This is a genomic window from Rhodococcus sp. BH5 (genome assembly GCF_027583855.1).
Lineage (GTDB): Bacteria > Actinomycetota > Actinomycetes > Mycobacteriales > Mycobacteriaceae > Rhodococcus_F > Rhodococcus_F qingshengii.
Map to the genome: position 1 here is coordinate 469,636 of NZ_JAJHVW010000003.1, position 19,904 is coordinate 489,539.

Annotated in this window: 19 protein-coding genes; 13 read left to right on the forward strand and 6 right to left on the reverse strand. The window is 63.1% G+C overall.

Annotated features, from left to right (window positions below; translation table 11 throughout):
• The first annotated feature begins 4 nt into the window (after window positions 1–4).
• The 8 genes from RhoBH5_RS11235 (at window position 5) to RhoBH5_RS11270 (ending at window position 8,160) form a co-directional block, all read left to right on the forward strand.
• Window positions 5–862 carry an ABC transporter permease gene (locus RhoBH5_RS11235; protein ID WP_003946011.1) on the forward strand — a complete coding sequence of 286 codons (858 nt, stop codon included), beginning with the start codon at window positions 5–7 and terminating at the stop codon, window positions 860–862.
• Window positions 859–1,701 (forward strand): ABC transporter ATP-binding protein, encoded by an 843-nt coding sequence (locus RhoBH5_RS11240; protein ID WP_030537943.1) that lies wholly within the window; start codon window positions 859–861, stop codon window positions 1,699–1,701. Before RhoBH5_RS11235 ends, RhoBH5_RS11240 begins: the two co-directional genes overlap by 4 nt.
• Window positions 1,685–2,725 (forward strand): ABC transporter substrate-binding protein, encoded by a 1,041-nt coding sequence (locus RhoBH5_RS11245; RefSeq protein ID WP_007735503.1) that lies wholly within the window; start codon window positions 1,685–1,687, stop codon window positions 2,723–2,725. Before RhoBH5_RS11240 ends, RhoBH5_RS11245 begins: the two co-directional genes overlap by 17 nt.
• On the forward strand, window positions 2,722–3,831 hold the full coding sequence (locus RhoBH5_RS11250) for an LLM class flavin-dependent oxidoreductase (RefSeq protein ID WP_050656907.1): 1,110 nt from the start codon (window positions 2,722–2,724) through the stop codon (window positions 3,829–3,831). The genes RhoBH5_RS11245 and RhoBH5_RS11250 overlap by 4 nt, the downstream gene beginning before the upstream one ends.
• Window positions 3,828–4,982: an LLM class flavin-dependent oxidoreductase gene (locus tag RhoBH5_RS11255; protein WP_050656906.1), complete on the forward strand. Its 1,155-nt coding sequence runs from the start codon at window positions 3,828–3,830 to the stop codon at window positions 4,980–4,982. The genes RhoBH5_RS11250 and RhoBH5_RS11255 overlap by 4 nt, the downstream gene beginning before the upstream one ends.
• The gene (locus RhoBH5_RS11260; protein ID WP_054187225.1) at window positions 4,979–5,686 is read left to right on the forward strand and encodes a class II aldolase/adducin family protein; all 708 of its coding nucleotides are present in this window, start codon (window positions 4,979–4,981) and stop codon (window positions 5,684–5,686) included. The genes RhoBH5_RS11255 and RhoBH5_RS11260 overlap by 4 nt, the downstream gene beginning before the upstream one ends.
• A 41-nt stretch (window positions 5,687–5,727) precedes the next feature.
• The gene (locus tag RhoBH5_RS11265; protein ID WP_054187226.1) at window positions 5,728–6,669 is read left to right on the forward strand and encodes an ABC transporter substrate-binding protein; all 942 of its coding nucleotides are present in this window, start codon (window positions 5,728–5,730) and stop codon (window positions 6,667–6,669) included.
• A 240-nt stretch (window positions 6,670–6,909) separates the two neighbouring features.
• On the forward strand, window positions 6,910–8,160 hold the full coding sequence (locus RhoBH5_RS11270; RefSeq protein ID WP_081377614.1) for a reverse transcriptase family protein: 1,251 nt from the start codon (window positions 6,910–6,912) through the stop codon (window positions 8,158–8,160).
• A gap of 13 nt (window positions 8,161–8,173) precedes the next feature.
• On the opposite strand, the gene RhoBH5_RS11275 is transcribed toward RhoBH5_RS11270, so the two are convergent.
• The 3 genes from RhoBH5_RS11275 to RhoBH5_RS11285 are packed head-to-tail and all read right to left on the reverse strand — an operon-like array spanning window position 8,174 to window position 10,194.
• Window positions 8,174–8,560, reverse strand: a complete 387-nt coding sequence (locus RhoBH5_RS11275) for a RidA family protein (RefSeq protein WP_003946047.1) — start codon at window positions 8,558–8,560, stop codon at window positions 8,174–8,176.
• A 42-nt stretch (window positions 8,561–8,602) separates the two neighbouring features.
• A complete protein-coding gene (locus RhoBH5_RS11280) occupies window positions 8,603–9,415 on the reverse strand; it encodes an alpha/beta fold hydrolase (RefSeq protein WP_007735499.1) in 813 nt (270 codons plus the stop codon).
• Between the two features lie 2 nt (window positions 9,416–9,417).
• The gene (locus tag RhoBH5_RS11285; RefSeq protein WP_007735498.1) at window positions 9,418–10,194 is read right to left on the reverse strand and encodes an IclR family transcriptional regulator; all 777 of its coding nucleotides are present in this window, start codon (window positions 10,192–10,194) and stop codon (window positions 9,418–9,420) included.
• Window positions 10,195–10,389: 195 nt separating this feature from the next.
• Here RhoBH5_RS11285 and RhoBH5_RS11290 point away from each other — a divergent pair, with 195 nt between their 5' ends.
• Genes RhoBH5_RS11290 through RhoBH5_RS11310 form a run of 5 tightly spaced genes read left to right on the forward strand, consistent with a single transcriptional unit; the run spans window position 10,390 to window position 14,814 of the window.
• Window positions 10,390–11,394: an ABC transporter substrate-binding protein gene (locus RhoBH5_RS11290; RefSeq protein ID WP_054187227.1), complete on the forward strand. Its 1,005-nt coding sequence runs from the start codon at window positions 10,390–10,392 to the stop codon at window positions 11,392–11,394.
• A 10-nt stretch (window positions 11,395–11,404) separates the two neighbouring features.
• Window positions 11,405–12,187, forward strand: coding sequence for an ABC transporter permease (locus RhoBH5_RS11295; RefSeq protein WP_180279665.1), 783 nt, complete (start codon window positions 11,405–11,407; stop codon window positions 12,185–12,187).
• 2 nt (window positions 12,188–12,189) lie between these two features.
• Entirely contained in the window at window positions 12,190–12,972 is a 783-nt protein-coding gene (locus RhoBH5_RS11300) for an ABC transporter permease (RefSeq protein ID WP_218959922.1), read from the forward strand.
• Window positions 12,972–13,781 (forward strand): ABC transporter ATP-binding protein, encoded by an 810-nt coding sequence (locus RhoBH5_RS11305; RefSeq protein WP_054187230.1) that lies wholly within the window; start codon window positions 12,972–12,974, stop codon window positions 13,779–13,781. The genes RhoBH5_RS11300 and RhoBH5_RS11305 overlap by 1 nt, the downstream gene beginning before the upstream one ends.
• A gap of 22 nt (window positions 13,782–13,803) precedes the next feature.
• Window positions 13,804–14,814: a YdcF family protein gene (locus RhoBH5_RS11310; RefSeq protein WP_270008292.1), complete on the forward strand. Its 1,011-nt coding sequence runs from the start codon at window positions 13,804–13,806 to the stop codon at window positions 14,812–14,814.
• Window positions 14,815–14,820: 6 nt separating this feature from the next.
• Here RhoBH5_RS11310 and RhoBH5_RS11315 read toward each other — a convergent pair whose 3' ends face one another.
• From RhoBH5_RS11315 to RhoBH5_RS11325, 3 genes are read right to left on the reverse strand one after another with little or no spacing between them, the layout of a single operon-like run.
• Complete coding sequence (locus tag RhoBH5_RS11315; protein WP_003945973.1) at window positions 14,821–15,654, reverse strand: NmrA family NAD(P)-binding protein; 834 nt, start codon at window positions 15,652–15,654, stop codon at window positions 14,821–14,823.
• 14 nt (window positions 15,655–15,668) lie between these two features.
• Window positions 15,669–17,612, reverse strand: a complete 1,944-nt coding sequence (locus RhoBH5_RS11320) for a hydantoinase B/oxoprolinase family protein (RefSeq protein WP_231782722.1) — start codon at window positions 17,610–17,612, stop codon at window positions 15,669–15,671.
• A complete protein-coding gene (locus tag RhoBH5_RS11325; RefSeq protein ID WP_007735491.1) occupies window positions 17,612–19,711 on the reverse strand; it encodes a hydantoinase/oxoprolinase family protein in 2,100 nt (699 codons plus the stop codon). Before RhoBH5_RS11325 ends, RhoBH5_RS11320 begins: the two co-directional genes overlap by 1 nt.
• Window positions 19,712–19,904: the final 193 nt, after the last annotated feature.

Genomic DNA, 19,904 nt, shown 5'->3' on the forward strand with positions numbered 1-19,904 from the left:
CCCGATGGTGACGCTGACCCGGCCCGCACGAACTGCGTCGCCGTCAGTGGAGCATCCGCAACTCGAAACGCCCCGCTACCGCCGCAATCGCAGCAGGCCCAAGTGGGTCTCGATCCCACTCCGCTTCCTCGTGCCCGCGCTGCTGGTTGCCGGATGGTGGATCGGATCCGCTACCGGACTGATCCGCGAAGAGATCCTGGCCGGACCTCCGGCGGTGTGGACGGCATTCGCCGAGCTGTACCAGTCGGGTCAGTTGGTCGACTTCGGTCTCGCGTCGCTTCAACGTGCCGCACTCGGTGTTTCGGTCGGTGTGATCGTCGGATTGGTGCTCGGGGTTCTGTCCGGTCTCTCCTCGCTCGGCGAAGAACTGATCGACTCGACCATGCAGATCAACCGCGCGGTTCCGTTCCTCGCGCTCGTTCCGTTGTTCATCGCCTGGTTCGGTATCGACGAAACCTTCAAGGTAGTCCTGATCGCCGTCGCGACCGTCGCCCCCATGTACGCGTACACCTACCTGGGAGTGCGCGGAGTCGATCGCAAGATGGTGGAAGCGGCACAGGGTTTCGGCCTGACGGGTTGGCGACTGGTGTTCGGAGCAATTCTTCCGACCGCCCTCCCCGGTGTTCTGATGGGGCTTCGAATCTGCCTGTCGCTCAGCATCACCGGATTGATCGCCGCCGAGCAGGTCGGCACACGTGAGGGCATCGGATATCTGGTCACCCTGGCGCAGGAATACAACCGCACCGACTACATGGTTCTGTGCATCGTCATGTACGCGGCACTGGGACTCATCTTCGACGCAATCGTCAGACTGATCGAGCGGTACTCCATGCCGTGGCGGAGATTGTCGGTGGCGCGATGACGAATACAACCATCGGCTCGCTGCCATCCACCGAAGCACCTCTGCCGCCGTTGGCAGCCCGTGAGCGGACCGGCACCACCGCGGCCGAGCGACGTGCCGGATCACCGGTAGCGGTCTCGCTCACCGGAGTGCGTAAGTCGTTCGGTGACAAGACTGTTCTAGGTGGTATCGACCTCGAGATCACGCGCGGCGAGTTCGTCGTTCTCCTCGGCCCCAGCGGTACCGGCAAGACGACCCTGCTGCGAGTGCTTTCCGGTTTGGAAGCACCGGACAGCGGTGATGTGCTGGTCCCACGCGACCGCACGGTCGTCTACCAGGAACCGCGATTGATACCGTCGAAGCGAGTTCTGGCCAATGTCACAGTCGGACAGAAACGGTCACGTCAGGTGACCGACAATGCACGCAACGCACTCGCCGAGGTCAACCTCGCGGACAAGCACCGCGCCTGGCCGGCCACCCTCTCCGGCGGCGAGGCCCAACGCGTCGCATTGGCGCGCGCTCTCGTCCGTGAACCTGAACTGCTGCTACTCGACGAACCGTTCGCAGCCCTCGACGCTCTGACACGGCTCCAAATGCAAGACCTGGTAGGCGATCTGGTCGCCCGCCACCGTCCGGCAGTACTGCTCGTCACGCACGACGTCGACGAAGCCGTACGACTTGCCGACCGTGTGCTCATCCTCGACAAGGGCGGGTTTGCCGTGGACGTCGACATCGACCTGCCACGCCCCCGCGATCGGAACGATCCCGAATCTCTGCGCTACCGAGCGAGTTTCCTGAAGGAACTCGGCGTCGGTCGCACCTTCCCCGACGGACAGGACAGTCATGACATTGATCGCTGATTCCGCAATCGACACACTCTGGTACACCCGCTGCCCCGTTCCCACCGCCAGCGGCCTCGCCAACAGTCTCGGTTGGCTCGACCGGACGGCAAACGAATCCGGAGTGCGTTTCGGCGTACTGCAAGATGCCGGACCGGAATTGGCAGTGCGCCATTTCGATCACCACCTCTCCGGACTCATTCGCGAAGGCGGCAACGTCCCCGCACTGGCTGCGCGTGCCAGTGGTTCTCCGACGAGGCTCATCGGGCTCACCTGGATCGACGAGGCCCAGGCAATCCTGGTGCGCGGAGACTCCGACATCCGAGAAGCCGGTCTTCTGGCAGGCGCTCGGATCGGCATCCCGGCCTGGGCGGCAGATCAGGCCAGGAGCTTCCCCCGTGCCATGGCCCTGCACGGCTTCGCCTCCGCACTTCGACTCGGCGAGTTGAGTTTTGCCGACGTCACTCTCGTCGAGGTTGCGACGACGGCAGCCCCCGAGGTCCGCACCGCCTCGTCCACCCGCAACACGACGTGGGGCGTCGAATCCCTGCTACGCGGCGACGTCGACGCCATCTACGTCAAGGGTGCCCGCGCCCAGGAAGTTGCCCGCGAACATGGCCTCGCCGTTGCCGTCGATCTCGATTCCACTGCATCGCTACGTGATCGCGTCAACAACGGCACCCCACGACCGATCACAGTTCATGCCGACCTACTCGAACAACGCCCGGACATCGTCGTGGGTTTCCTCGCCGAGAGCCTGAGAGCGGCGGACTGGGCCGCAGCCAACATCGACGAGGTCCGAGCCGTTCTGCAGACCGAAACACAGTCGGGGCCCGAAGGTGTGGTGGCAGCGTACGGCGAGAACTTCCACACCGGACTGCATTTGAGCCTGTCTGACGAGCGTGTGGACCTGCTCGGCGTGCAGAAACAATTCCTGTATGCGCACGGCTTCCTTGCCGCCGACTTCGACCTGCAGTCCTGGGTGGCGCACGAACCACTGGAACAGGCACGCAACCTTGTTGCGCAGAAGGGCACAGCAGAATGACGGACGTCTACTGGGAGCTACCGTCTCGCGGTGACGGACGCCGGGCGGTGGCCGCACTGAACAGTCGCGGCGGCTTCGGGCCGCAGCGACCGACTACCGTCGCGACCGATGTTCGTCCCGGAAACTTCGGGCCCTTCGACGAATTGGCACAGATCGTTCTCGCCGCCGAACTGTCGGGCGTCGACGGCGTTGTTGCACCGTACGATCCGAATGGCGAAGAATCCTGGATCGTTGCTGCCGCCGCCCTACGTCAGACGCGTCATTCGCGAGTGGTCGTGGAGTTTCACCCCACTTTCGGCACCCCCGTCTACGCCGCCAAAATGTCGGCGACACTTCAGCGCCTGTCGGCAGGTCGTCTCGAATGGCGAGTGAAGGTAGAGACGGACCCCGAAGACGCCGCTGCTCGCGGCGACGTGGTTCGAGGAGCCGACCGCTACGCGCGCGCCGCGGAGTTCCTGACCGTGGCCCGTGGCGTATGGAACGAGGAGCAGATTCTCCCTGGCGGATTCGGCGGTACGGGTTACGACTTCGACGGCGAATACTACGACGTACTCGGCGGCGGATTCCGAGGCATCTTGTCGGGACTCCGTTTTCCCCGAGTACATCTGACCGGGGACTCGCCGGAAGCTCTGGAACTCTCGGCCCACCATGCCGATGTCCATCAGTTCACCCTTGCCGGCGACGAGTTGTCGACACGGATCACCACCCTCGACGACCGAGCATCCGAACTCGGCAGGACCGTCGAGAAGGTCCTGCGCATCCCGATCATCGCGAGGGAAACAGCGGACGAAGCCTGGGCTCGCGTCGAACGGCAACTGAGAGAAGCCGATTCCGCTGCACTCGAGATCGATCGGGGCGGCATCCTGTGGTCCGGATTCGACCGCATCGGCTACGAGCACAGTATCGGCCTCGTCGGAAGCTACGAGGAGGTGGCGCAGCGATTGTCGTCGTATCGCGATATCGGCGTGGACGGTTTCGTCTTGTCCGGTCGGCCACACATCGAAGAGCTGCACCGGGCGGGCGAGCATCTCCTGCACCTGGTCGATCCCGAGGGTCGGATTCGCAAGGAAGAGAAGGCCACCACAGAAGAGAAGGCCACCGCATGAGCATCGATTTCTATTGGCGGATCGGGATGGAAGGCGACCACGCGTCGCTGCGTACTCCGCGTCGCTACAACCGCGGCGATGCCGGTGGATACGGGCCGGGCAACATTGCTCCCGCGATCCGCGGCGGCGAATTGGACGGATACAGCTACATCGACCACATGGCCGCGGTGGCAAAGGCTTCCGAGTCCGCAGGGTTCCTCGGTGGACTTCTGCCGTCTTTCCCGATGACCGAGGATCCGTGGGCGACCGCAGCAGCGTTGGCCGCCGAGACCACCACCTACCGTTTCATGGTCGCGTTCCAACCGGGGTTCCTTCACCCGGTACAGGCAGCGCGGATGTCGGCCAGTCTGCAGCGAGCAACCGGCGGACGTCTGGTTTACAACATCATCAGTGGTGGAGGTGGAGCGCCTCAGCTGTGGTGGGGCGACAAAGTCGACCACGACGATCGCTACACCAGGACGTCCGAGTTCCTCGATGTCCTCAAAGGTGTGTGGGCCGGTGAACCTTTCGACTTCGACGGTCGCTTCTTCCAAACCCACGGCGCTGCACTGCCACCCGGACTTGCCGGCCAACCGTTTCCCGAGGTGTACTTCTCCGGATCTTCGGCCGCAGCCGTCGCCGCCGCCGGACTGCACTCCGATTACTACCTTTCCTGGCTGGAACCGTACGCCGATCTGAGAGCCAAGATCGACGGCGTGCGGGAGAACTCGGCCAAGCTGGGACGCACCCCAAAGTTCGCCGTACGCATCGACGTCGTTGCCCGGCACACCGAGGAAGCCGCGTGGGCCGAGATCGAGAAAGGCTGGGCCTTCGTCGACAAGGGGGCCGCCGACCGTGCAGCCCAGGGCGATTCGGTGGGCGCCGCCCGCATCAAAGGCTGGGTACCCGAACACATCACCGGCTACCGAGATCTGGAAGTGCAACCCAACGTGTGGTGCGGCTTCAGCCTCATCCGCGGCGGACCGGCGTTCGGGCTGGTCGGCAGCTACGAGCAGGTCGCCGAAAGACTCGACGAGCTGCGCGAACTGGGCGTCGACGCCTTCATCCTCGCCGGTAACCCGCATCTCGAAGAGGCATACCGCGTCGGCGAAGAAGTTCTTCCCCTCCTGCAGCGCACCCCGATCACACCTTCTGGACTGGAGACTCGATGACCACCACCGAAACTCGACTCGACACCGAAACCGCAGCATTCGTCGAAGAAGCTCGCAAAGCAGCAGACAAGGCATTCGACGTCTTCCGCAAGACCGGAACGGTTGCAGCCAACGGGACCGTCAACTTCGTCGAACGAGTACCCGGCACCGAAATCGCGGTCGCCCTGAACGATCCGGGACCGTGGGCGAACGATCCGTCGGTGTCACCGGTTGTCGCCACCTTCGATGGAGAGGTGCTGTCCGGCAACGGATCGGCCGGATTTGTCACCGGCTACGCATCGGTCTTCCGTCAGCATCCGGAAATCACCAGCGTTGTCCACATCCACACACCGTGGCTCGGCGGTTGGGCACAGACACATCGGACGCTACCCATCCGCTATGCGGCTTCGCAGAGGCTGACGCTCTCCCGAGAGATTCCGCCGCACATCGATCGGTCCCGTTCTGCAGGCGATTTCATTCTCGAGCGTCTCGAACACGATCCCGATCTGGTGGCGATCTTCGAAGCCAACGGCGGGGTCAACGTCATCGGCCGCAGCGGGTTGCTCGACCTCGCGAAGTTCGTCGTCCTCCTCGAGGAAGGCGCCCAGTTCCAGGCGATCGCCGAATCCCTCGGCGGTTCGGTTGAATTCGATCCATCCAACCTCGTCGTGCAGTGGGGCCGTAGCGGACTCGCCGACGAGGCGCGTCGACGCGGCCTCATCTAGCCACCCCCATCACTGATTCAGAACAGGAAACCGTAGATCTCATGACCGTTCGCGTCGGATACTTCCCACACAACAATTCGCTGTTCGTACTGCGCCACACCGGATTCCTCGAACGCCGTCTCCCCGATGTCGAGTGGGTGGACCTGCGTGAGCTTCCCGCCAAGCCTGCAGTGAACCCGGAAAACGCCTTGCCGACCCTGCACTCGGACTGGCTGTTCGAGGAGGGCGGATACGACGTGATCGGAACCGGATTCACGCCGCCCGTCACCGGATTGGCCCAGGGCCGCGATCTCGTCTACATCGGAATCTCCGGCCCACGTGTGGAGAACGGGCGCCTGGTAGTCAAGGCGGAGTCCGAGATCAACACGGTTGAGGACCTGCGCGGCAAGCGCGTCGGCATCGCGCACGGATCGTGGCAGACCACACTTTTGTTGTTCGCCTTGGATCAGGCGGGGCTGACCTGGTCCGACATCGTCCCCGTCGACACCGACGTACGCGGTGGTGGAGCGGACCTCGTCGACGGCACCATCGATGCCTGGGTTGGCGCGTACCCGGGGCTGACGGACATCGAAGCGAACCACGAACTGCGCACGCTGATCGCCACCGACGGACTCTTCAGCCACCCCTCACTGTGGTTCACCCGGCGCGATTTCGCGGATACCAACCCGGAGGCCCTCCAGGCGATCATCGAGGCCCTGCAGGAATCCGACGCCTGGATCGAAGCCAACCCCCGCGAAGCCGCCCAGGTCTTCGTCGACGACGTCGAGAAGCGTGGCGGGTCCGCGAGCCTCGATGCCTGGGAAGCTGCACTGCGCGGACGCCCTTTCGGTGTCAACCCTGTCACCGACGAGTTCCTGGACGAGCAGCAGCGCGCGGCCGATCTCCTGCTGAGCAACGGACTACTGCCGAAAGCGGTCACCGTCCGCGAAGCAGTCGTGCCGTGGATCAGCGAGTTCGTCGGTTCGGATCGTTCGTCGATCTGAGGACCCACTCCTGACAGATCCGCTTCACACGTGACAGATACCGAACGGTCTGCCATTGTGAAGGAATGCGGCGGCGCGTGGGTGAGAGTTGGTCCACGCGACCAGTCTCAGGGGTAACCCCTGGGTCGGCCAGAAGAATTGGATACTGCGTCCACCGGCGTTCGGCACGCTCCGCGTGCTTGCCGCCGCACCGGACAAAGGATTTGGTCACCCCGCCCCGTCGCATCCCGGAGTCGTATCATGCGTGACTTCGAGCTCGATCCCGAGTTGGCGCGTCGTCTGGCCGTTGCGGCCGCTGACGCTCCGTGGACCCTCAGCGGCCTCGAGGAGGCATTCGGAACCGTCTTCGGCGTTTCCCCGACGCTCCTGGCCGTGCGCGTTCTCGACCTCATGCCCGCTCCACCGTTCGAACCGCAGACTCTGTATCGATTGCTTCGCGAACTACCTCGCCTGCGGCCTGTTCCTCTCTCACTGGACACCAATGAAACCTCGGTGTGGCGGTTCGACGTTCCCCGCTACAACACCAGTGTGGACCTGGCTCGTTCACTGGATCTGACGATCTCCGAACTCGAGTGGTTCGCCGACCGAGGGGAATGGCTCCGCACGAAACCCCGACCGCTACGCCACTACCGGCCGATGCAGATCAGCAAGAAGGCCGGCGCTCGCCTCCTCGAGGTACCGAAACCCCGATTGCGCGAAATTCAGCGGAAGATCCTGCGCCGCATCCTCGACCTGGTGCCCCCGCACGACGCGGCACACGGATTTGTCCGTGGTCGAAGCCCTCTGACTTTTGCAGCGCCGCACGCACAGTCGGAAATCGTGATCGGCGCGGACCTCGCGCAGTTCTTCCCTTCGATCAGCGGCAGCCGCGTTCATGCCGTCTTCGCCGCCCTCGGCTATCCACCCGCAGTGGCAGGCGTTCTCACCGGATTGTGCACTGTTGCAACACCTGCCGATACCCTGCGCGGCCTACCGTATGCACAGGCATCACAGCTACGCACCGCGCATCTTCCGCAAGGCGCACCCACTTCTCCTGCACTGGCGAATCTCGTCGCACGCAAACTCGACATCCGCTTGAGTGGACTCGCACAAGCGAACTGGCTCACCTACACCCGATACGCCGACGACCTCGCGTTCTCCGGAATCGAAGTAGCCGACGTCGGCACCCTCCTCTGGACGGTCGAGCAGATCGCCGGGGACGAAGGGTTTGCCATCCATCCACGAAAGACCAAGGTAATGCGCCCTCATCGACGCCAACACCTCACCGGGTTGGTGATCAACGACCAACCCTCGTATCCGCGCGACGACTACGATCGCTTGCGTGCCCTGCTGCACAACGCCGCCAGTACTTCTGCGCAGGAACAGAATCGGGATGGCGTGGAGAACTTCCGCGCCCACATCTACGGCCGGATCGCGCACATCGGCGAAACCAGCACTACACGCCGACGCACATTGCTGCGCCTGGCTGAACGTGTGGATTGGGACGGTTAGTGCCCGCGAGCAGTCAGACCCGCGGGGTGTAGGCCATGCATTCGACTTCCATGTGCGCACCCAGCGCCAGTCCGTCTGTTCCGAACGCACTGCGGGCCGGCAGTCTCGACGCCGGGAAGTACTCGAGGTAGACCTTGTTGAACTCCTGCCAACGTGACATGTCGTCAAGCATGACAGTGCATTTGAAGATCGCTTCGACACCGGAACCGTAGGCGATCAGCGAAGCCACGATATTCTCCATCGTCTGGCGAGCCTGCGCTTCGAAGCCGTCTGCCAAGGTCCCGTCGGGAAGCATGCCGATCTGACCCGACAGATACAGAACGTCTCCGACGCGCACTCCGGTGGAGAACGGCGTATCGAAAGCGGGTGGGATGAACTCGACGGTCTGAGATGAATCCATTAGATCTCCTCGGAGTTGGAATATGCGTGACGAGTTGGCGTTTCAGTGCACTGGGCGCGCACGAACATCGGCCAGGAAGTGCGCCACCAACTCGTTCCACGCGTGTGGGTCCTCGAAGTAGGGGGAGTGGCCGCGGTCGGCAAGCTCGACCACTTCGGCGTGAGGCAGGAACTCGGCGGCGCCGCGAATCCGCTCGGGTGTCATCAAATCGTCCAGCTCACCTGCGATCAGGAGAACCGGCGCAGCCACCGCCGCGAGTTCGGCCACCGAATAGTTGTGGGCCTTGAGAATTCGGAAGAACTCGGTGTCAGGTGGGCGATGGCCGAAGGTGCCGAGAGCTTGGTACAGGTATGCCCTCGCCATGTCCAAGCTCGGCAACCGTCCGCCCACAGCGGGATGCTCCCCCAGGGGCCGCGCGGTGACGGGTGCTGCGGTGAGGGGAGGTGCGCTGTCCGGACCGAATCCGACGGGAATGCCGCCGGTCGTGCAGGCCAGGACTACCGACTCCACCCGGTCCGGAACAGCGATCGCGGTCCCCAATGCGGCCCAACCGCCCATCGACTGGCCGACCACGTGCGCTCGATCAACCGCCAACAGGTCCATGATTTCGATCAGATCAGAGACTGCCGCTACCGGGCCGTGGTTGCCGTTCTCGTTGGTAGAGCGGCCGAATCCTCGCTGATCCCAGCTGATCACCCGATAGTGCTGAGCGAAGTAGGGCACCTGCTGGTACCAGACGGCCGCATTTCCGCCGAGACCGTGCGTGAGAATCAGATCCGGGCCCTCGCCGGCAGTCTCGTACCAGACCCGTTCGCCGTCTGCGACGGTGATGAAGCCCTCGGTCCGTGAAATCATCCTTATTCTCCTGTGTCGGACGGGCGCTTGCCCGAAGTGTGGTCAGTGAGGAGTTGCTGCACTTCATCGGTGGCCCGCAGCAGGTGTTCTTCGACCATTCGCGTCGTTTTCGCATCGAAGTCGGTATCGAAACCGATCACCGTCAACGCACAGAGCGGAGACCCCTTGCGGGAAGACACTGCACGCGAGACCGAACCGATGATGTCCTGAGATCGTTTGTGGACAACGGCGAATCCGGTTTTCTGCGTCTCGGCGATGTCGGCGAGAAAGCCGGTGGGTCCTTCCAGTGGATAGCCACTCTTCTCCACCATCGCCAGGTAGGGCGCCCGGGTGTTGTCCTCGAGTGCCGCCACCAACGCGAGCGGACCCGCGAACCGGTGCGGCGGAAGCAGATCCCCGAGCATACGAGTGATCATCTTGAGTCGCTCGGGACGCAGGGCCGCGATGATCCGCGTCCCGCCGCTCTCGAGAACCTGCAGATTCACCATCATGTCCGTGCTCTCGGACAGCACCCGCATGGTCGGATCGCACAAGGCCGCCAACGAATGCGCTGCCGCTTCGTGGGAAACCTGCAGTGCAGCCGGGCCGGGGAGATAGCGACCGTCGTAGCGGAAGACCCAACCACGGTTCGCGAGTTCTCCGAGCACTCGGTGCGCAGTCGGGCGGAGCATCCCGACTTCTTCTGCCAGTTCGCTGAGCTTCATCGGCGTGGTCGAGCGCGCGATGGCCTCGAGTAGATCCAGCGCTTTGTCGACGGCGGACGCAGAACCCTTCGTCATCCGATCCCCTCCCGGTGCCGTGGATGTACCCGGCGATCCGAAATCTCGTGTTCTTGGAAAACCCTTGGCATTCGCCTAGGAAATTACTATAGTCACAACAATCGTTCCGGCATACGGAATTCTTTGAGCGTCTTCACCTTCCCACCGGATTACCGGCAAGGAAGTCATATCTTTCCCAGCGAGAGGTTTTCGGACATGACGGTTGGACTTACCCTTCGGTCGGCACCACGGTTCAGAGTTGTTGCCCTAGCCGCGGTCGCGACCGCGGCATTGGCACTGACAGGCTGTTCGAGCGACGCCACGGCCTCCGACGACGGGGGCACCCAGACCACCACGATTCGAATCGCACCTCAGCCGATCGCGGACTTCGCACCGATTTGGCTCGGCATGGAGCAGGGGTACTTCACCGATGAGGGACTCGACATCCAACTCGTGGAGGGCGGCGCTAGTTCCTCGGCTCAAATTCCGTTGCTGCTCAGCGGAAATGCAGATATGGCAGCCACGACTGCCGCTGCCGCAATTCAAGCACGGAGCCAGAACATGCCCGTCACCATTGTCGGCGGGCTCACGAATTTTGCCGCAAATGACAGCGTCGACCAGTCCGGTCTCGTGGTCGCCAAGGACAGTTCCATCAGCGGCTTCCGTGACCTCGAAGGCAAGACCGTCGCGATCAGCGGTTTGAAGTCCGTCAGCGAAGCAGTCATCTCTGCCGCGGTGGAGAAATCCGGCGGAGCAGCGAACAAGGTCTCGTTCATTCAGGCGCCCATGCCCAACCTCGGCGACCTGGTTTCCACCGGCGGGGCCGACGCGGCATTCCTCATCGATCCGTTCCTGAGTAAAGCAACCGACTCGGGGCTGAAGATCCTCGGCCACCCCTTCCCCTTGGCCGCACCCGGTGTGCCAGGGACCTCGCTGGTCGCTTCGGAATCGTTTGTCAATGCGAACCCTGACTCACTCGCGAAATTCCGTACCGCGCTTGCCAAATCAGTTGACTACGCCAATCAGAATCCGGGCGCGGTCAAGGCTGCACTCTCGACGCAAGCCAAGATTCCGCTCGAAATGCTGGCCAACAGCAAGAATCCTCAGTTCGTCGCAGTAGTGGAACCGGGTGCTCTCGGCACGGAGATCGAACTGCTGGTCAAGTACGGGGTACTGACGGATTCGGTCGAGGCCGAATCCCTGCTGACCCCGGCCAACTGAGTTGTCCGCCTTGACAACCCTGCAGACTCGCCGCAGGCAGGTTCTGCTCGGTCGGCTGCTGACGCTCTTCGCGTTGGCAGCCGTCTGGCAGATCTTCGGAATGCTCGGCGACGAGGACGTCAAAGGTATTCCGAAGTTCAGCGACGTGGCAGTGGCCTTTGTGAACGAACTCGGCACGTCCTCGTTGTGGACATCACTGGGACAAACGGTGACCACCACGGCGATCGGATTGGCGCTGTGCCTGGTGATCGGAATCCCGGCAGGGCTGCTGCTTGCCGCGCACCCGTTCCTGACGGTCTCCTCCCGCTTCGTCATCGACTTCTGCCGAACCGTTCCGCCGCTCGCAATCATTCCGCTCTTTCTGCTGATCATGGGCCCGACGCAACGGATGGCGGTGGCACTGATCGTGGCAGTAAGTGTGTGGCCGATTCTGCTCCAGACGATTCACGGTGTGCGCAACGTCGACCCGGAACTGCTGGCCACCGCACGATCCTTCCGACTTCCACTGTGGCGCAGGCTCGCTCTCGTCGTCGCACCGGCGTCGATGCCCTACATCTTCACCGGGATTCGCATCTCGGCAACACTGAGCTTGCTGCTGACCATCGGTGCAGAATTGATCGCCGGCGTGCCGGGACTCGGTAAGGAGATCCTGCTGAGCCAATCCGTCCCCGATCGAATGTTCGCACTGATCATCGTCGCCGGACTACTCGGAATGCTGCTCGCCTTCGCCGTGATGGCGATCGAGAATCGTTTACTTGCCTGGCATTACATCCCGAGGAGGATGACGACGTGAAGATGATGTCAGGACTTCGACTCCTCGCGTGGGAGTTGTGGCTGCCGATCTTGATCGTCGTCGTATGGTACTTCGGTTCGGAGTCGAGCAAGTCGCCTTACTTCCCGCCGCTGTCGCGTATCTGGAAAGCGTTTGTGGACAACTGGTTCGGTCCGGGATTCGCCCACGATGTCGTACCGAGCTTGACCAACCTTGCCTTCGGTCTCGCCGTGGCACTGGTGGTCGGCGTCGGCGCCGGTCTCCTGCTGGCACTGTTCCCGCTGGCTGCCGACATTGCCGATCCGTTTCTCCAGTTCTTCCGCGCTATTCCGGCGCTGGCCGTATTACCCGCTCTTTTCATCGTTTTCGGAACCGGTTCGACGGGTAACGTTGCCGCCATCGCCTTCGGCGCGGTCTGGCCGATACTCCTCAACACCCTCGACGGCATTCGCTCCATCGACCCGAGTATCCGATTGGTGGCGCGCAGCTACCGGATCCGTACACCCCTCCTGGTGACGCAGGTACTCCTCCCCGGAGCGATGCCGCAGATAACAGTCGGTATCCGCACCAGTCTCGCGATCGGTGTCGTCATCATGGTCGGAAGCGAAATGTACGTCTCCACTGCAGGAATCGGTCACTTCGTGATCGTCGCGCAACAGACCTTCGCGATCGCCGACATGTGGTCCGGAATTCTCCTGCTGGGAATCATCGGATACGTGCTCAACCTCGGATACGGCGTGATCGAACGATGGTTGCTCAGATGGCAGCCGCGGACCCACGACGCTCTCGCAGTGAAAGGAAACTGATGTCATCCACAGAATCTGCGGCATCGATACCCGCAGTCGAACTGAGCGGCCTCGGGGTGACCTACGGCGGTCCCACCGGCCGCGAAGTGCTCCGCGGCATCGATCTGTCCGTTGCACCCGGAGAAATCGTCTGCATCGTCGGCCATTCCGGCATCGGCAAGAGCACGCTGATTCGTTGCATCGCCGGTCTGCAGAAGCCGACCACCGGTGAGGTCCGCATCGCCGGGATCGCGATCGATGCACCGCCGGCCACGCTGGCTCTCGTGTCACAGGACTACGGACGCACACTGATGCCGTGGCTTCGAGTGGGCGAGAACGTTCGCCTGCCGCTACGGGGCAACGGTCTGGCGCGGAAGGTTCAGAACGAGAGGGTTAGCGATGCACTTGCCGTTGTCGGTCTAGGCGGTGCTGCGCGTTCCTACCCCTGGCAGTTGTCCGGCGGAATGCAGCAGAGAGTGGCGATAGCTCGCGCTCTCGCCTATCGGCCGCAGGTACTCCTCATGGACGAACCCTTCGCGTCGGTCGATGCGCAGACCCGCGCGGAACTCGAAGACCTGCTGCTGACGCTTCAGCGTGATCTTGGCATCACCGTCCTCCTCGTCACCCACGACGTCGACGAATCGGTGTACCTGTCCGATCGAGTGGTCGTCCTCGGCGGAACTCCGGCATTGATGCAGGACATCGTCGACGTCCCGTTGACCGGAGCTCGAGATCAACTGACCACCAAGGCAGACCCACTGTTCATCGAGTGCCGTACCAGGGTCCTGTCCGCGATCCAGCAGTCGAAGGTGGTGGCGCCCGTGTCGTAAGCGCCTCGCCTAGGCTGGCTCCGTGATCCTTCTCCTCATCGGCCTCGCGCTGCTCGGATTCTGCGGCTACCGGTTCAGGCAGGATCGACGGAGGCTGAGCAACGGCGTCTATCTACTTCTCGGACTGATCTTCACCGGTCTGTGGATGTTGCAGTCGGGTGCGCCAGGCACCGAGGTCCCGTCGTTCGTCATCGCGACGATCGCTCTGCTCTCGCCGTTGCTGGTGCTCCTGCTTGCAGGATTCCTGATCGTCAACGGAATCACGATGCTGCGGCGCGAGGGATTCAGCGTCGCGAATCTGCTCTCACTCGTCGCCGGAGTCGGCCTGCTCGTTCCCTACGTGTTGCTCGCATCAGCGCTGCTGACGCAGAGATATTGGCTCGCAGTCGTTCTCGGTTCGTTCAGCCTGGTCGCGTCGTACCTGGGGTTTCTGTTCACGAGCTTTCTGCTCTACTCCTACGTCTACGGACGCCAGAAGTACCAGCCCGGGATGGACGCGATAGTGGTTCACGGCGCCGGGCTTTCGGGCGCCGACGTGACGCCCCTGCTTGCCAGCCGTCTGGACAAGGCGGCCGACGTCTTTCGCGCCGAGGTCCGCGAAGGACGTTCACCACTGTTGGTCGTGAGCGGCGGGAAGGGTTCGGACGAGGTGGTCAGCGAGGCGGACGCAATGTGCGTCTACCTCGTCGATCACGGGATACCGTGCGAGAGCGTGATTCTCGAGGACCGCTCGACCACCACGCTCGAGAACCTCGAGTACACCAGGGACCTTCTCCGTGCCAACACCACGAAGCCTCGAATGGTGCTGGTCACCAGCAACTTCCACATCCTCCGAACTGCGACGTTTGCCCGAAGCCTCGATCTGGATGCGGAAGTCATCGGTTCCCACACCGCCCGGTACTACCTGCCGAGCGCCATTCTGCGCGAGTTCGCCGCCGTCACGGTGGAGCACAAGTGGCTCAACGGAACGGTCTGCCTGATCCTGGCCGCCCTGCCCCCACTGGTGGTCTGGGCGGCAGGAGGCATTTCGTAGCCGGATTCAGCGAATCAGGCTCTCGACGGCCATCGGTCGGCGACCCAGAAGCAGTTCGACGGCCGCGCTGCCGGCAAGAAAATCGTGGTGGTTGTAGAACTCGAACATCGCCGCCAGACGCGAGCTGGCGTTGACGTCAAGGCTGCTGCCGATCTGTTCGCGCCATTGATCCACGCTGATCTGATCTATCGCGACGGTCCGTGACGTCTGCTTTTCCACCATCTGTGCCACCTCCATGACGCTCAGAGCTTGCGGGCCGCCCACCTCGTACGTCGCTCCGTGATGTTCACCCGAGCCCTCGCTCAGTACGACCGCGGCAACAGCCGCCACGTCCGCCAGACTCACGAACGAGAACTTCGTTTCCGCGCTGTACGGCAGGACGATGGTGTCAGATCGGCCCGTGAGTACCGCCTCGAAATTCTGCGCGTACGCACACGGTTGCAGCACAGTCCATTTCAAGGGTGAACGATGCAGTTCGTCCTCACACCTGGCTTTGTCCAGGTGATGCGGCATGGACGGGCTGAACGGCCACGCGACGGAGTGATAGACAAAGTGCTCCACTCCCGCCGATGCCGCTGCCGTCAGCGCATTGCGAAGCAGTGCGGGCTCGTCGGGATGGACGTTCGGGGCAATGAAGTACACGCCTCGGCACCCGGCGAGCGCCTTGCGCAGTCCGCTTCCGGTTTCCAGTTCTACCTCGAAGTCCCCGTCGACACGCGCCTTTCGCACCAGTCGCCGAACTGTCACGCTCGGCGGCAGTGCTGCGACGACGGCCTCACCGGTCTTACCCGCGGCGCCGATCACCGCGATGTCGGCGCCGCGAGCAATTCCGTTCTCCATGAGAGTTTTCCGTCCTAGACGTAGTCGTAGACCGCTGAGGTGGCGCCACCCGAAAGCTGCGCGTAGCCCGGACCCCGATCGAAGAAGGGCTCGTTCTCACCGCGTTCCGAGCGCAACTGATCCCGCAACTCCGTGGTAGCAGCCTCGTCGACGGTCGGCTCGTCACCCTCGATCACAACGACAACGCCGTAGTCGTCGCGTGCACCCTCTACGGAAACCTTGCGCCACTGAATGTCTCGCAAGACCTCCTCGATCGGGCGCTCCAGTGGATCTCCCCAACCGCCACCACCGGTGGTGCGAATCCGTACGACCTCGCCGGCCTTGATCGGCTCGGCATCGGTCAGCGCGTCGAACTCACGCTCGTTCGGTCCACCCGGATCCAGGACGACGGAGAACGGCCGACCGGCCTTGCCACCCTTGACTCCCCAGCATGCGAGAATCGAACGGTCCGCGATGGACATGAAGTGAGCATCCTTGAGCATGCGGATGTGCTTCTCGTATCCCAAGCCGCCGCGGTAACGTCCGGCTCCGCCCGAATCCATGGCCAGACCGAGCTTTTCGACGATGAAGGGGAAACGGCTCTCGGTGAACTCGGTCGGCAGGTTCCGTGAATCGGGAACGACGTGAATCGTGTCCTCGCCGTCGGCGTAGTAGCGTCCGCCGGAACCTCCGCCGAGCACCTCACGCATGAGATACGAGTGACCCTCGAAGTCCTCACCGTACACACCGGTGTACCTGATGGTCTCCTGATCGGCGGGCATGTTGCCGTCCACAGCCTTGGCCACGACGCCGGCCAGCACTCCGAGCAGACGGAGGATGACAAACGTGCGAGCGTTGGTGGGGGCAGGGAAGATCGGGGTGATCAATGTTCCCTTCTCGGGGAACTTCATCTCGATCAGCGGTACGACGCCCTCGTTGACATCCAGTTCGGCCATGCGCTCCGGGGTGTCCGCGAGGTTACGCAGAATCGGGGCCAACCACTTGATGAGGAAGTTTCCGTCCGCGTAGTCACCACAGTGGTTGATCGGGCCCTTTGCCTGCGGTCCGGTTCCGTTGAAGTCCAGGATGAGTCGCTCGCCGCCCTCGTCCTCCGGCCGCGTCTTCGTGAGCGTGATCCGCTGGATGTGGAGCATCGGTTCGTCGACGCCGTCGTGCTCGGCGTAGTCCTCCCACGTGTACTCACCGACCGGGATCTTGCTGAGGATCTCGCGGCGGTACGTCTCGGTGGTCGCGTCCATCATCGCGTCGAAGCACGACTCGACGGTGTCGACGCCGTAGCGCTCGAACAGTTCGGTGAGTCGGCGCGCACCCATCAGGCACGCCGAGCACTCGGCGTCGAGATCGGCTGCGAGAGCGTCGGGCATGCGGGAGTTACGCGTCATGATGCGCAGCGCCGCCTCGTTGGGAACTCCCTGGTCCCACAGTTTGATCGGCGGAACCATCAGTCCCTCTTCGTACACCGTGGTGGCGCCGGACGGCATGGAGCCGGGGCAGCAACCGCCGATGTCGTCGTGGTGACCGAATGCCTGAACGAACGCAACAACCTTCGGCTCGGCATCGGGAGTGACGCGGGCGAAGACAGGCACCGTGACGCAGAGGTCGGGGAGATGGCCGATGCCACCTTCGGACAGGTAGACGTCGTTGTGGAAGTACACGTCTCCCGGCTTCATCGTCTCGAGTGGGAAGTCCCGGGCGATCGGATGAACCAGTGCGGAATACGAACGGCCCGTGAGCTTGCGGAGGTTCCGGTCGTGAATACCCGCGCGGAAGTCGTGAGCGTCACGGATCATCGGCGAACGCGAGGTGCGCGAAATGGAGGTCTCGACTTCCATTTCCACGCTGGCGAGGTAACCGGCGACGATCTCGACCAGAATCGGATCAGGTGACGCGCCGTCGGTAGCGGTGAGTCGGTACGGCTTGGCCGCGGTGGCAGCAGCAGCATCGAGAATGGCGGTCATCACTTCACTCCGTTCGAGTCGGAAGACTTCGAGATACGAATGTTCCCGAAGGTGTCGATACGTGCCGAGAATCCGGGATGGATCGGGACAGTCGAGCTGAACTCCTCGATCACGGCCGGTCCTTCGATGACGTCACCCGCACCGAGCAGTGTGCGATCGTAGGTGGCCGTTTCGACCCAGCTGTCGAAATACGATTGACGCGAACCGGTTCGAGCGGTGTCGGCGCCGGTGCCGGCCGGGATCTCCTTGAGCGTCGGACGCTTGATCGGGCCGATGCCACTCACGCGCAGGTTGACCCATTCCACGTGCTGCGACGGGTCTCCCCGGAAGTCGTAGCCGTACAGCTCGCGGTGCGCCTGGTGGAACGCCTCGGCCGCGTCGTCCATGATCTGCGTCGTGACGGTACCTTCCGCCACCGGGACGCGTACCTCGAAGGCCTGACCGAGGTAACGCAGATCCGCAGTGCGAGAGTACTTGCGCTGCGTCTCGTCGAAACCCTCTTCGGCAAGCGCGATCTCGGCTTCGCCGGCCAGCGCGTCGAACTGGCTCTGCAGGTCTTCAGCCTTCAACCGGTCGTGACGACTGACGTGCGTCTGGACGTAGTCGTTGCGGACATCGACCGTCAGCAGACCGAACGCGGAGACGTTACCCGGATTGAGCGGGACGAGAACGTCTTTCAGACCCAGGATGTCGACGAGACGGCAGGCGAGCAGGGAGCCGGAACCGCCGAACGTCACGAGGGTGAAGTCGCGAACGTCGAGGCCACGCTTGACGGTGATCTGACGCAGGGCGTTGGCCTGGTTCCATGCCGAGACCTCGAGGACGCCGACCGCGCACTCTTCGAAGCCCAGACTGAGCTGTGTTGCAAGCTCTTCGAGGCCCTTGCGTGCCAATTCCGTGTCGAGAGGAATCTCGCCACCGAGCAGGTGGGGTGGGATGCGACCGAGCAGGACGTGCGCGTCGGTGATGGTCGGTTCGCTGCCGCCCTTGCCGTAGCACAACGGTCCGGGATCGGCGCCGGCCGACTGAGGGCCGACTCGGAGGGTGTGTTCCGGCGTCATCCACGCGATCGACCCACCACCGGCGCCGACGGTCACGACGTCGATCATCGGGATCTTCGACGGGTAGTTGCCCACTCGCCCTTCGGTGGTCAGCGCGGGCTCGCCGCGAACCACGACGGTGACATCCGTCGACGTTCCGCCGCCGTCACAGGTCAACACCTGCTCGACGCCGGCGGCGTCGGCGATCAGCGCAGCACCGAGGGCTCCGGCGGCCGGTCCCGACAGGACTGTCGTAATAGGCTGGTGAACAACCTCTTTGGCCGACAGGACACCGCCGTTGGACTTCATGACGTAGAACGGGATGTCGCGGGGTTCACCGTCGGTGGTCGAGAACTCACGCAGACGATTGGCGATGTTGTTCACGTAGTTGCGGATGTTCGGCTTGACCGCGGCGTCCACGAGTGTGGTGATGGACCGCTCGTATTCGCGGTACTCACGCAGCACCTGGCTCGAGATGCTCACCGTCGCATCGGGGAAAACTTCGAAGAGGATGTCGCGTACGCGCTCCTCGTGCGTCGGATCGGCGTACGAGTGCATGAGGCAGACGCCGATGGTCCGGATCCCGCGGTCCTTGAAGAACTGCGCTGCGCTGCGAACGCTCTCTTCGTCGAGCGGACGAATCTCGCTGCCGTCGAAGGAAAGGCGTCCACCGACGGTGCGTACACGATCGGCGGGGACGATGCGTTCGGGCTTGACCCAGAAGTACGAGTTGCCGTAACCGTCCGGCACCGACTGACGAGCGATCTCGAGAACGTGCTCGTAGCCCTCGGTGGTGATGAAGCCGAGGTTCTCGACCTTGCCTTCGAGCAGCTTGTTCGTCGCTACGGTCGTGCCGTGGCTGACCGCACCGATGGAGTCGCCACTCTCACCGAGCTTGGCGAGTACCTTCTCGATACCGGCGAGAAAGCCCTCGGCGGGGTCCGCCGGGGTGGACGGGGTCTTGGTGGTGACGATGGCGCCGGTTTCGTCGTCCACTGCCACGATGTCGGTGAACGTTCCGCCGGTATCGATACCGACCCGAATCTTCCTGGGTTCCACGCTTCCTCCTGAGATCTTTGGCTCGTCTCGTCTGGTACCGATCGACGGTTGCGGCCTAGCCGGTAAGTGGCTCGTACCTGACGTGTAGAGCTATTCCACAGGTTCGGAAGAGCGGATTCTTTGTCACAATTCGCCGAATCGGGGGACCAAGGTTCGGCGCACGATCACGAGCGGATCTTCGCCGGCGCCCCCG